General features: G+C 62.2%; 13 protein-coding genes. 8 read left to right on the top strand and 5 right to left on the bottom strand.

Annotated features, from left to right (window positions below; all coding sequences use genetic code 11):
- The first annotated feature begins 57 nt into the window (after positions 1–57).
- Positions 58–1,008, top strand: coding sequence for a homoserine kinase (locus DM813_RS03790; RefSeq protein WP_128322090.1), 951 nt, complete (start codon positions 58–60; stop codon positions 1,006–1,008).
- 47 nt (positions 1,009–1,055) lie between these two features.
- Here the strand turns inward: DM813_RS03790 and DM813_RS03785 are convergent, their stop codons facing one another.
- Positions 1,056–1,979 carry a zinc ABC transporter substrate-binding protein gene (locus DM813_RS03785; protein ID WP_128322089.1) on the bottom strand — a complete coding sequence of 308 codons (924 nt, stop codon included), beginning with the start codon at positions 1,977–1,979 and terminating at the stop codon, positions 1,056–1,058.
- 66 nt (positions 1,980–2,045) lie between these two features.
- Between DM813_RS03785 and zur the strand changes: the two genes are divergently transcribed.
- The 4 genes from zur to DM813_RS03765 all read left to right on the top strand — a co-directional run bounded on the left by zur (position 2,046) and on the right by DM813_RS03765 (position 4,923).
- On the top strand, positions 2,046–2,528 hold the full coding sequence (zur, locus tag DM813_RS03780; protein WP_128322088.1) for a zinc uptake transcriptional repressor Zur: 483 nt from the start codon (positions 2,046–2,048) through the stop codon (positions 2,526–2,528).
- On the top strand, positions 2,528–3,307 hold the full coding sequence (znuC, locus tag DM813_RS03775; protein WP_128322087.1) for a zinc ABC transporter ATP-binding protein ZnuC: 780 nt from the start codon (positions 2,528–2,530) through the stop codon (positions 3,305–3,307). The genes zur and znuC overlap by 1 nt, the downstream gene beginning before the upstream one ends.
- Positions 3,300–4,082, top strand: coding sequence for a zinc ABC transporter permease subunit ZnuB (gene znuB, locus DM813_RS03770; RefSeq protein ID WP_128322086.1), 783 nt, complete (start codon positions 3,300–3,302; stop codon positions 4,080–4,082). The genes znuC and znuB overlap by 8 nt, the downstream gene beginning before the upstream one ends.
- A gap of 130 nt (positions 4,083–4,212) precedes the next feature.
- Positions 4,213–4,923: a PA5502 family lipoprotein gene (locus tag DM813_RS03765; protein ID WP_128322085.1), complete on the top strand. Its 711-nt coding sequence runs from the start codon at positions 4,213–4,215 to the stop codon at positions 4,921–4,923.
- Between the two features lie 37 nt (positions 4,924–4,960).
- Here the strand turns inward: DM813_RS03765 and katE are convergent, their stop codons facing one another.
- Positions 4,961–7,183, bottom strand: coding sequence for a catalase HPII (katE, locus tag DM813_RS03760; RefSeq protein ID WP_128322084.1), 2,223 nt, complete (start codon positions 7,181–7,183; stop codon positions 4,961–4,963).
- Between the two features lie 142 nt (positions 7,184–7,325).
- On the opposite strand from katE, the gene DM813_RS03755 reads away from it, so the two are divergent.
- The 3 genes from DM813_RS03755 to DM813_RS03745 all read left to right on the top strand — a co-directional run bounded on the left by DM813_RS03755 (position 7,326) and on the right by DM813_RS03745 (position 9,837).
- Positions 7,326–8,333, top strand: coding sequence for a methionine ABC transporter ATP-binding protein (locus tag DM813_RS03755; protein WP_128322083.1), 1,008 nt, complete (start codon positions 7,326–7,328; stop codon positions 8,331–8,333).
- A complete protein-coding gene (locus DM813_RS03750; protein WP_128322082.1) occupies positions 8,333–9,004 on the top strand; it encodes a methionine ABC transporter permease in 672 nt (223 codons plus the stop codon). Before DM813_RS03755 ends, DM813_RS03750 begins: the two co-directional genes overlap by 1 nt.
- Positions 9,005–9,066: 62 nt before the next feature.
- The gene (locus tag DM813_RS03745) at positions 9,067–9,837 is read left to right on the top strand and encodes a MetQ/NlpA family ABC transporter substrate-binding protein (RefSeq protein ID WP_128322081.1); all 771 of its coding nucleotides are present in this window, start codon (positions 9,067–9,069) and stop codon (positions 9,835–9,837) included.
- Between the two features lie 40 nt (positions 9,838–9,877).
- Here the strand turns inward: DM813_RS03745 and DM813_RS03740 are convergent, their stop codons facing one another.
- From DM813_RS03740 to DM813_RS03730, 3 genes are read right to left on the bottom strand one after another with little or no spacing between them, the layout of a single operon-like run.
- Positions 9,878–10,510 carry an SCO family protein gene (locus DM813_RS03740; RefSeq protein ID WP_128322080.1) on the bottom strand — a complete coding sequence of 211 codons (633 nt, stop codon included), beginning with the start codon at positions 10,508–10,510 and terminating at the stop codon, positions 9,878–9,880.
- Positions 10,507–11,406 carry a heme o synthase gene (gene cyoE, locus DM813_RS03735; protein WP_128322079.1) on the bottom strand — a complete coding sequence of 300 codons (900 nt, stop codon included), beginning with the start codon at positions 11,404–11,406 and terminating at the stop codon, positions 10,507–10,509. The genes DM813_RS03740 and cyoE overlap by 4 nt, the downstream gene beginning before the upstream one ends.
- Positions 11,391–12,473 (bottom strand): COX15/CtaA family protein, encoded by a 1,083-nt coding sequence (locus DM813_RS03730; protein WP_128322078.1) that lies wholly within the window; start codon positions 12,471–12,473, stop codon positions 11,391–11,393. The genes cyoE and DM813_RS03730 overlap by 16 nt, the downstream gene beginning before the upstream one ends.
- Positions 12,474–12,477: the final 4 nt, after the last annotated feature.

Here is a 12,477-nt window from a genome sequence, read left to right as displayed (position 1 = left end):
CTTTCCTATCAACCCGGCACTTCCCAGTAGAAGTGCCCGTATGGGCAATTTTTGATCATGTCAGTCTTCACCCCCCTGACCCGGCCTGAGCTGGAAACCTTTCTGGCGCCGTATGGCCTGGGTCGCCTGCGGGACTTCCAGGGCATCGCCGCCGGTACCGAGAACAGCAACTTCTTTGTCAGCCTGGAACAGGGGGAGTACGTGCTGACGCTGGTCGAACGTGGCCCGATCCAGGACCTGCCGTTCTTCATCGAGTTGCTCGACGTGCTGCACGAGGCCGACCTGCCGGTGCCTTACGCCCTGCGCGGCAACGATGGCGTGGCCCTGCGCGAGCTGGCTGGCAAACCGGCGTTGCTGCAGCCACGCCTTCCGGGCAAACACATCAAGGACGTCAACAACCAGCACTGCGTGCAGATCGGCGAGCTGCTCGGCCATTTGCACCTGGCTACGCGCAACAAGGTTCTGGAGCGCAAGACTGACCGCGGCCTGGACTGGATGCTGGAGACCGGCGCCGAACTCATGCCGCGCCTGACCCCGGTGCAACAAGCATTGTTACAGGGCTGCCTGGACGAGATCGCCGAGCACAAGACGCAGATCATGGCGCTGCCACGGGCCAACCTGCATGCCGACCTGTTCCGCGACAACGTGCTGTTCGAAGGCACACACCTGACCGGCCTCATCGACTTCTACAACGCCTGTTCGGGCCCGATGCTCTATGACCTGGCGATCACCCTGAATGACTGGTGCTGTGACGACGTCGGGCACATCGATGCACCGCGAGCGCGTGCACTGCTGGGTGCCTATGCGGCGCTGCGGCCGTTCACCTCGGCAGAGGCGCAGGTGTGGCCGGTGATGCTGCGCATTGCCTGCGTGCGCTTCTGGCTGTCGCGCCTGATCGCCGCAGAGTCGTTTGCCGGTATGGACGTGTTGATCCACGATCCGGCAGATTTCGAAGTACGCCTGGCGGCCCGCCAGCAGGTGAGCATCGCTTTGCCGTTCGCCTTGTAAACCAGCTTTGAAGCACATCGCCGGCTAACCACCGGCGATGGTTGGCATCAGAGCTTCTCCAAACACCCCGCCAGATCATTCCCCAACTTCTCCAGCAGCTGCTCATACCCCTGAGCACTGGCCGGCGCAGTGCCGCCCAGCGCATCCAGTTCGGCCAGTGTCACCGGCAGGCCCGCAGTCAGGGTTTCGGCCAAGCGTGGACGCATCGGCGGCTCGCTGAACACACAGGTCTTGCCGACTGCCTGCAGGCGCTTGCGCATCGCGGCCACATGCTGGGCCCCCGGCTGTACCTCGGCCGCAACGCTGAACACTCCGGTGTGCTTGAGGCCATAGGCCGACTCGAAGTAGTCGAACGCTTCATGGAACACAAAGAACGGCTTGCCGCTGATGCCGGCCAGGCGCTTTTTCAGGCGTGCATCGAGGGCGTCCAGACGTTCGTCGAAGGCCTTCAGGTTGCTCTGGTAGCGGGCGGCGTTGGCCGGATCGGCGGCGCTGAGGTCGGCGGCCATTTTTGCCGCGATCACCCGGGCATTGGCGGACGACAGCCACAGGTGCGCATCGAGGCTACCGGGACGATGGTCGTGATCGTGCTCGTCACCATCGCCCTCATGGTCGTGGGAATGGCTGTCTTCGCCAAAATGGCGCAACTGCAAGCCAGGCAGTTCCTGCACCGCCACCGTGGTCTTGCTGCGCCCCTTGAGCACCCGGGGCAGGAACCCTTCCATGTCCGGCCCGATCCAGTACAACAGCTCGACATCGTTCACCTTCCGTACGTCGGACGGACGCAGGGCATAGTGATGCGGTGAGGCGCCCGGCGGCAGCAGCACGTCAGGGCTGCCAACACCGTCCTGGACCGCCGCGGCGATCTGCTGCAACGGCTTGATGCTGGTCAGGACACGCACCTCGGCCTGTACCTGAGCCATCATCAAGGTGGCGATAAAAGCGACAAAAAGGGCAAAAAATCGGGACACGATGACCACTCACAGGGGCAGGAACAGGTAACATAATAACGTCTCTAATCAGAACCGTCGCCGCCCATGCCCAATACTCCGCTGGCCAACCGCCCCCACGACCACTCCCACTGCGTCCACAGCGCGCTGGCCGAGGCCGATGCCCTGTGCGCACGCAAGGGCTTGCGCCTGACCGCCTTGCGCCGGCGTGTGCTGGAACTGGTCTGGCAGAGCCACAAGCCATTGGGCGCCTACGACATTCTCGCCGTGCTGAGCGAGCAGGACGGTCGTCGGGCGGCGCCGCCTACCGTATACCGGGCCCTGGATTTCCTGCTGGAGAACAGCCTGGTACACCGCATCGCTTCGCTGAACGCCTTCATTGGCTGCAGCCATCCGGAACATGCCCACCAAGGGCAATTTCTGATCTGCCGCGAGTGCCACATTGCTATCGAACTGGAGCAGACCAGCATCAGCAATGCCATTATCGCCAGCGCCAAGGACGTCGGTTTCAGCGTTGAAGCGCAAACCGTCGAAGTCGTCGGCCTGTGCAGCACTTGCCGGAGCGCCTGATGAGCAACGCGCTGATTCGCCTCGAACAGGTCGGCGTAGCGTTCTCGGGTCAAGCGGTGCTCGACAGCATTGACCTGGCCGTCGAACCGGGACAGATCGTTACCCTGATCGGCCCCAACGGCGCCGGCAAGACCACCCTCGTGCGTGCGGTGCTCGGGCTGCTCAAGCCACACACCGGCAGCGTCTGGCGCAAACCGCGCCTGCGCATTGGCTACATGCCGCAAAAACTGCAGGTGGATGCCACGTTACCGTTGTCGGTGTTGCGATTTTTGCGCCTGGTGCCGGGCGTCGACCGTGCCGCCGCGTTGAGCGCGCTTCAGGAAGTGGGTGCCGAACAGGTCATCGACAGCCCGATCCAGACGATCTCCGGCGGTGAGATGCAGCGAGTACTGCTTGCCCGTGCCTTGCTGCGCGAACCCGAACTGCTGGTGCTCGACGAGCCGGTACAAGGCGTCGACGTAGCCGGTCAGGCCGAGCTGTACAGCCTGATAACCCGCCTGCGCGACCGCCATGGCTGCGGCGTGCTGATGGTCTCTCACGACCTGCACCTGGTCATGAGCACCACCGATCAGGTGGTCTGCCTGAACCGCCATGTGTGCTGCTCCGGTCACCCGGAACAGGTCAGCGGCGACCCGGCTTTCGTCGAGTTGTTCGGCAACAATGCGCCAAGCCTGGCGATCTACCACCACCATCACGACCACGCCCACGACCTGCATGGTTCGGTGGTTACCCCGGCCGCAGGTGGCCACGTACACGGAGAACACTGCAAGCATGGCTGATTTTCTGCTTTACGCCCTGCTTGCAGGCCTGGCCCTGGCGGTGGTCGCAGGCCCCCTCGGCTCCTTCGTGGTCTGGCGGCGCATGGCGTACTTTGGCGACACCCTGTCCCATGCCGCACTGCTCGGCGTAGCCCTGGGTTTCGTGCTGGATATCAGCCCGGCCCTGGCGGTCACAGTCGGTTGCCTGTTACTGGCGCTGCTGCTGGTTACCCTGCAACAGCGCCAACCGCTGGCGTCCGATACGCTGTTGGGGATTCTGGCGCCCAGCACCTTGTCACTGGGCCTTGTGGTGCTGAGCTTCATGCACGATGTGCGCATCGACCTGATGGCCTACCTGTTCGGCGACCTGCTGGCGATCAGCCCTGGCGACCTGGCGTGGATCCTCGGTGGCAGTGCTGCAGTCCTGCTGTTGCTGGTTGCACTCTGGCGCCCCTTGTTGGCGGTAACCGTGCACGAAGAGCTGGCCATGGTTGAAGGCCTGCCTGTCGGCGCCCTGCGCCTGGCACTGATGCTGTTGATCGCGGTGGTGATTGCCGTGGCGATGAAAATCGTCGGTGTGCTGCTGATCACCTCGCTGCTGATCATCCCGGCCGCTGCGGCGCAACGTCACGCCCGCTCCCCGGAGCAAATGGCCCTCGGCGCCAGTTTGCTCGGGGTTACCGCTGTGTGTGGCGGCCTGGCGTTGTCCTGGTTCAAGGACACCCCGGCCGGGCCCTCGATCGTGGTCTGCGCAGCAGTGCTATTCTTGCTGAGCCTGGCGTTACCCCGGCGCTGAAAGCCAGGGTGCGGCCCTGGCGGTTGCACCCTGCATCAGTTAAATCATGCGGGGCCCTGAAGATTTATTTTCGAGTCTGCGGACAGGGTGTAGACTTGCTCGCTTTTTGCGCAAATAGAGAGTCGCAGGAATGAAGCCGTTCGCCTCCCGTTATCTACTCCTTGCCGCGTTCTCGCTGATCCTGACCGCGTGTTCCAGCACGCCGGCCGACAACGCCGCACCTGCCCAGCCCGATGCCTGGCAGCAACTGGAGCAAAGCATCGCCAGCAGTGAGCTGGCAACCGCTGAAGACCAGCTTGCCGCCTTGCAAGCCCAAGACCCCAACGACAGCCGGGTCGAACAGCACCAGCGCCAATTGGCCGAAGCCTATCTGCAACGCAGCCAGATCGTCTTGCAAAAAGGTGATGTCAATGCCGCTGCTACCGCCTTGAGCCGGGCCCGTGCCCTGATGCCCAAGGCGCCAGCCTTGACCGGTGGTGTCAACGGCGCTATCGCCCAGGCCCGCAAGGCTGAGCTGGAACAAGCCGAAGCGGCCCTCAAGGCCGCCGAAGCACGACCCAAGGCCAAGCTGATCGACCCGACTGCGCCAAGCACCGTCGTGGCATTGAAAACCACCAATATTCGCGCAATGCGTCGACAACTCGATGACATCGCCGCCGATGTGGTGAATTACCAATGCGACGTGGTGTTCCAGGTACCGCGCAAGGACGACGCGCCGTGGCTCAAGACCCTGCTGGGCAAGCGCGTGCACAAGCTCGACCGCGAATTCGCCCTGCAGCAATCCCATGAGATCCACCGCAACCAGCCTGCCCAGGCGGTGTTGATTCCACGCCGTCCTTGAGCGACCGGGTGCCCCAGCGGGCACCCTGATCCTGCGCTCAGGCGGGAATCGCCTGAGCCGCCGCCTCCCGTGCCCATATCCGATGCTTGCCGATGGCCTTGATGAAGGCCTTGTAAGCTTTTGCGTCGCTGCCAAGCGACAAGCCGCTGTCAGCCTTCAGGCCCAGCTTGTCGAGCAAAGGCTGCGCTTCGCTGGCCAGCCCCATGGGTTTCAGATGCTTGTAAGCTTCCAGGACAAAGTGCAGGGCCGCACCGCTGTTCAGTAACGTTTGCAATGACGCCTTGCCGGCTGGCACCCACAATGCATCGAACACCACGGATGGCATGCCTTCGATTGACGCATCGACCTCCAGCGATTTGCCCTGTGCCGTCTTCACCGCTGCCGATGTCGGTCCCAGCAACTTGATCTGCGCACTCTCTGCCTGAAGTGCCTTGAGCACGGCGTCGACCTGGTCGCCATCCACGCCATCCGCAACCAGCATCGCTACCTTGCGGCCCTTGATGCCTTCCCCCAGCAGATTCATCTGGCTCAAGGCCGGCGACTGCTTCAAGCCCGGCGCAGGCACTTCGACCGTAGCCTTTTTCGGCGCCGGCAACCCGAGATTCGCCGCTACCCGCGCCGCCAGCTTCAGGTCGATATTGGCCAGAATCTCATTCACCACCCGCGTGCGGATGGGCACTCGCTCAACTTTGCCCAGCTCAAAGCTGTAGGCACTGACAATGTGCGCCTGCTCGGTCGCGCTCATGCTGTGGAAGAACAGCCGCGCCTGGGAAAAGTGATCGGCAAACGAGGGGCTGCGCTGACGCACTTTGTGCGCCTCGATCCGCTCAGGGTAGGACTCGAAGCCCCCATCGCTGGCCGCTGCCGGAGTTTCCTTCGGCCAACCACCATCGATCGAGTTGGGTTCGTAGGATGCGCGGCCCTTGTCCAGCGTGACGCGATGCTGGGCATCGCGCTGGCCATTGTGGTTGGGCGCCAGCGGACGATTGATCGGGATTTCGTGGAAGTTAGGGCCACCAAGGCGGCTGATCTGGGTATCGGTGTAGGAAAACAGCCGCCCCTGCAGCAACGGGTCATTGGAAAAGTCGATACCGGGGACGATATGCCCGGGGCAGAAGGCGACCTGCTCGGTTTCGGCGAAAAAATTGTCCGGGTTACGGTTGAGCACCATCTTGCCCAAAGGGGTCACCGGCACCAGCTCTTCGGGGATGAGCTTGGTCGGGTCGAGCAGGTCGAAGTCGAATTTGTGCTCATCTTCTTCAGCGACGATCTGCACCCCGAACTCCCACTCCGGATAATTGCCGGTCTCGATCGCTTCCCAGAGGTCGCGACGGTGGTAATCGGTGTCTTTACCGGCGAGCTTCTGCGCTTCGTCCCAGAGCAGCGAACAAACGCCGGCCTTGGGCTTCCAGTGGAATTTGACGAAACTGGACCTGCCTTCGGCGTTTATCAGCCTGAAGGTATGCACACCAAAGCCCTGCATGGTGCGCAGGCTCTTGGGGATGGCCCGGTCAGACATTGCCCAGATCACCATGTGCGCCGACTCCGGCACCAGCGAAACAAAGTCCCAGAAGGTGTCGTGCGCCGAGCCACCGGTTGGCATCTCGTTGTGCGGTTCGGGTTTTACCGCATGGACGAAGTCGGGAAATTTGATGGCGTCCTGGATGAAAAACACCGGCATGTTGTTGCCAACCAGGTCGAAGTTGCCTTCATCGGTGAAAAATTTGACCGCAAAGCCACGCACATCCCGCACCGTGTCACCCGAACCGCGCGGCCCTTGCACCGTGGAAAAGCGCACGAACACCGGGGTGATCTTCTCCGGGTCCTGAAGAAATCCGGCCTTGGTCAGCGCGGCATGGGATTTGTACGCCTGAAAATAGCCATGGGCGCCGCTGCCCCGGGCATGCACGATACGCTCGGGAATGCGTTCATGATCAAAGTGCGTGATTTTTTCACGCATGATGAAGTCTTCCAGCAACGACGGGCCACGCGCACCGACCCGCAGGCTATTCTGGTTGTCGGCGATCTTGACGCCCTGATTGGTACGCAACGCCTGGTCGGTGGCATCGCTGCGAAAGGCTTCCAGGCTTTGTAGCTTGGCGTTGGTATTGGCCCGGTCGGGGGTCTGGGTGCCGGCCAGTTGACTTTCCTTGGACGGTTTCTTCGTGCTGGGCATTGGAACACTCTCCTCGATCAGTCGCGGTTCGGCCCCAGGCAGGGCCCTTGCAGTAGTGACCGGGCGTTGACGGCGAGCGTTCATTTGGATTGACCACTGATCGCGTTATTCCTGCAGCATTGGTCAATTGCGAAATAAATGCTAAGAACCTCTATATGAACAGGCTAAAATGCCGGCCCCGGCTAACCGCTGACCCTTATTCCATGCGCCCCACAAGGTTCGCTACGTGATCGAGTTCCAAAATGTGCATAAAACCTACCGCGTCGCCGGTAGGGACATCCCCGCGCTGCACCCGACCAACCTGAGTGTCGAAGACGGCCAGGTGTTCGGACTGATCGGCCATTCCGGTGCCGGTAAAAGTACCCTGCTGCGCCTGATCAACCGCCTTGAGGCCCCAAGCGGCGGCAAGATCATCGTTGACGGTGAAGATGTCACCGCATTCAACGCCAATCACCTGCGGCGCTTCCGCCAACAGGTCGGGATGATTTTCCAGCACTTCAACCTGCTGGCCTCCAAGACTGTCGCCGACAACGTCGCGCTGCCACTGACCCTGGCGGGTGAGCTGTCGCGCAAAGAGATCGACGCCCGCGTCAGCGAGCTGCTGGCCCGCGTAGGCCTGTCGGAGCACGCGAAGAAATACCCGGCGCAGTTGTCCGGTGGCCAGAAGCAACGCGTCGGTATTGCCCGGGCCCTGGCGACCAAGCCGAAAATCCTCCTGTGCGACGAAGCCACCAGTGCGCTGGACCCGCAAACCACCGCCTCGGTGCTGCAACTGCTGGCGGAGATCAACCGCGAGCTCAAGCTCACCATCGTGCTGATCACCCATGAAATGGACGTGATCCGCCGGGTCTGCGACCGGGTAGCCGTCATGGACGCCGGGAAAATTGTCGAAGAAGGGCCGGTGGCCGATGTTTTCCTGCATCCGCAGCACCCGACCACCAAGCGCTTTGTCCAGGAAGACGAGCAAATCGACGAAAACGAGCAGCGCGACGACTTCGCCCATGTGCCGGGTCGCATCGTGCGCCTGACGTTCCAGGGCGACTCCACGTACGCGCCGCTGCTGGGCACCGTCGCCCGCGAAACCGGCGTGGACTACAGCATCCTCGCCGGCCGCATCGACCGCATCAAAGACACCCCGTATGGGCAGCTGACCCTGGCCGTCACTGGCGGCGACATGGAAGCGGCGTTCGCACGCTTCACGGCGGCTGATGTTCATATGGAGGTACTGCGTTAATGGACGCCTTGAGTTTCTTTGCCAATGTCGACTGGGCCGAAATCTGGCTGGCAACGATCGACACCATGATCATGCTGTTCGGCTCGCTGCTGTTCACCGTACTGCTGGGCCTGCCCCTGGGCGTGCTGCTGTTCCTTTGCGGCCCACGCCAGCTGTTTGAGCAGAAGGGCGTGTATGCCCTGCTGTCGTTTGTGGTCAACGTGCTGCGCTCGCTGCCGTTCATCATCCTGCTGATCGTGATGATTCCGTTCACCGTGCTGATTACCGGTACCTCGCTGGGCGTCGCCGGTGCCATCCCGCCGCTGGTGGTGGGGGCCACGCCGTTCTTTGCGCGCCTGGTGGAAACCGCGCTGCGCGAGGTTGATCGCGGCATTATCGAAGCAACCCAGTCGATGGGCGCAACCACCCGCCAGATCATCATGAATGCATTGCTGCCCGAGGCGCGCCCGGGCATCTTCGCCGCCATCACGGTGACGGCCATTACCCTGGTGTCCTACACCGCAATGGCCGGTGTGGTTGGCGCGGGAGGCCTGGGTGACCTGGCGATCCGCTTTGGCTACCAGCGTTTCCAAACCGATGTCATGGTCGTCACCGTGGTGCTTCTGCTGATTCTGGTTCAAGTGCTGCAGAGCGTGGGCGACAAACTGGTTGTACATTTCTCCCGTAAATAACCCCATGGGTCGGCAATGCCGACGCACCGGGGGCCGGACCGGCCCTCACAAGGAGTGATTTGATGAAAAAGCTGCTTGCTGTTGTCGCCGCCGTTGCGGCCTTCTCGGCTCAGGCCGAAACCCTGACCGTTGCCGCCACCCCGGTACCGCACGCCGAGATCCTCGAGTTCGTCAAACCGGTGCTGGCCAAAGAAGGCGTGGACATGAAGGTGAAGGTATTCACCGATTACATCCAGCCCAATGTGCAGGTGGCCGAGAAACGCCTGGACGCCAACTTCTTCCAGCACCAGCCGTACCTGGATGAGTTCAACAAGGCCAAGGGCACGCACCTGGTCAGCGTTGCCGGTGTGCACCTGGAGCCGCTGGGCGCTTATTCCAGCAAGTTCAAGACCCTGGCCGAACTGCCATCGACTGCCGCCGTGGTTATCCCCAACGACGCCACCAACGGCGGTCGTGCCTTGCTGCTGCTGGACAAGGCCGGTGTGATCAAGCTCAAGGACAACACCAACATCCTCTCGTCCGTCAAAGACATCGCAGAGAACCCCAAGAACCTCAAGTTCCGTGAGCTGGAAGCGGCCACCATCCCGCGTGTGCTGACCCAGGTCGACCTGGCGCTGATCAACACCAACTACGCGCTGGAAGCCAAGCTCGACCCGAGCAAGGATGCCCTGGTCATCGAGGGCGCTGATTCGCCGTACGTGAACATCCTGGTCACCCGTGAAGACAACAAGGATGCCGAGGCGGTGAAGAAGCTGGTTGCAGCCCTGCACACCCCGGAAGTGAAGAAGTTCATCGAAGAGAAGTACAAGGGCGCGGTCAAGCCGGCGTTCTGATCTGACAGCTTTTCGCGGGGCGACTTGCCCCGCGATGGTTTCAATCGCGCTTGACCAATCCCGGCAGTTGCGCCACCAGCTTCTGGTTGTTGAATGGCGCACGAATGAACCCACGCTGCTTTCCATCCGGCCCCAGCAGCGCCAGGTTGCCACTGTGATCGACCGTGTAATTCGGCTTGCTGGTATCGGCCGGAATAAACGGAATGCTCACCGCGTTAGCCAGCTTCTGCAGGTTATCCAGCGAGCCGGTCACGCCGCGAAAATCCTTGTCGAAATACCCCAGGTACTGCTTGAGCTGAGCCGGCGTATCCCGATTCGGGTCGACGCTGACCAGCACCACCTGCAAGCGCTCCACCGCCTCTTTGGGCAACTCGCTCTTCACCTGACGCAACTGCGCCAGCGTCGTCGGGCAAATGTCCGGGCAGAAGGTGTAGCCGAAGAACAGCAGCGACCATTTGCCCTTGAGTTCATCCATCAGCACCGGCTGACCGTTCTCATCAGTCATTTCCAGGCCCGGTACCGTGCGGCTTTGCGGCAGCAGGATAATACCCGCATCGATCAGCTCGGCCGGGTTGCCCTGGCTGCGACCGCTGAGCACCTTATTGACAGTAAGCCCAAGGATCACGGCGACCAGGGCAACGAGAATGAAGACGGTTTTCTGGGTTCGAGTCATAGGTTCAACAATAAGTAGTGGTCTACAAGCAGCGCGATGAACAGCAAAAACAGGTACCCGATAGAGTACTTGAAGGTCTTGATCGCCGCGTGCGGCCGGCTGCCACGGTACAACACCCAGGCCCAATGCAGGAAGCGTGCGCCCAGTAACACGGCACACACCAGGTACAGCGGCCCGCTCATGTGAATGGCGTAAGGCAGCAGGCTGACGGCCAGCAGCACCAGGGTATAAAGCAGAATGTGCAGCTTGGTGTAGGTCTCGCCGTGGGTCACCGGCAGCATCGGGATGTCAGCCTTTGCATACTCTTCCTTGCGATGAATGGCCAGCGCCCAGAAATGCGGTGGGGTCCAGGCAAAGATTATCAGCACCAGCAACAATGGCTCGGCACTGATGTGACCACTGACGGCTACCCATCCCAGCAACGGTGGGGCCGCGCCAGCCAACCCGCCAATGACGATGTTCTGCGGCGTCGCGCGCTTGAGAAAGCCGGTGTAGATCACTGCATACCCGAGCAACGAGGCCAGCGTCAGCCAGGCGGTGAGGGCGTTGGTGAAGACCAGCAGCAACACCATGCCCAGCACGCACAACAGCAGGGCGAAGGTCAGGGCAGCGGCTGGCGCCACCCGGCCCTCTGCCAGTGGGCGCTTGTGGGTACGGGCCATCAGTGCATCGATTCGCCGGTCGACCACATGGTTGACGACTGCGGCGCCACCCGCACAGCAGGCAATACCCAGGTTGCCGAACAACAGAATCGTCCAGGGCACGCCGGCACGGGTCGCGAGAAACATGCCGACCAGCGAGGTGATCAACATCAACACTACGACCTTGGGCTTGGTCAGCTCCAGGTAATCGGCCCAACCTGCCTGCAGCCTGCGTCCGCTTAAAAGCGTCGCCATGAGTTATCTCCCAGATAATGGACGACACCGCCACTGCTCAGCGGTGTCAGGCGCCAACCCTGGCTGACCCGGCGCACCTTCGCCTTGGCCACCAGGCGAATGCGGTAATTGACCAGGACCATGCACAACAACAGCATGGCGCCCCCGGCGTTGTGTGCCACCGCAACGGGCAGCGGCAGGTGGAACAGCACATTGCTGATGCCCAGCCCAACCTGAACCGCCAGGGCCAGGAGCACCAGCCGGGCCAGCCGGCCAAGCCCGTGGCGGTGCAACTTCCAGCTCAACAGCAACAGCACGCCGGTCACCATCAGCGCCCCTAACCGGTGGCTGATATGAATGGCCGTACGCGCATCGCTGTCCAGTTGCCCGCCAAGGTAGTTGGGGCCGATATGCTGGGTGAGGTGAAAGCCATTGGCGAAATCCGCCTGTGGCCACCACTGGCCGTGGCAGGTCGGCAGGTCGATGCAGGCAACCGCCGCATAGTTGGCGCTGACCCAGCCGCCCAGGGCGATCTGGCCGATGACCACCAGCAAGCCCAGGGCCGCCACGCGCCTTACGCTCAACGGCAGCTTGGGCAACGGCGCAAACGCCCGTGACAGGCGCAGGCTGAGCAAGAACAACAGGCTCAAGGTCGTGAAGCCGCCCAACAAGTGGGCAGTGACCACCTGCGGCCACAGCTTGAGGGTAACGGTCCACATGCCGAAAGCTGCCTGGGCGAACACCACCGCCAGCAGCAACACCGGCAGACGATAGGGCTGACCGTCCCGGCCATGGCGGCGCCAGGCCTGCCAGGCGAGCAGGGTGATCACCAGCGCCAGGGTACCGGCGAAGTAGCGATGGACCATTTCGTTACGGCCCTTGTGCGCCTCCACCGGGGTGTCGGGGAAGTGGAGCTCGGCATGCGCCAGCTGGGCTTCGGTCTTGGGCACGCTGATGAACCCGTAGCACCCCGGCCAATCCGGACAGCCCAGGCCGGCATGGGTGAGGCGGGTATAGGCACCGAGCAGTACCACCACCAGTGCCAGCGCGGTGGCAAACACGGCAAGGCGAAATCCAGGTCTGGCCATGATG

It is taken from the genome of Pseudomonas alkylphenolica (assembly GCF_004025535.1).
GTDB lineage: Bacteria > Pseudomonadota > Gammaproteobacteria > Pseudomonadales > Pseudomonadaceae > Aquipseudomonas > Aquipseudomonas alkylphenolica_A.
Note: the sequence above shows the minus strand (reverse complement) of the source record. Positions and strands in the feature narration are given on the sequence as shown.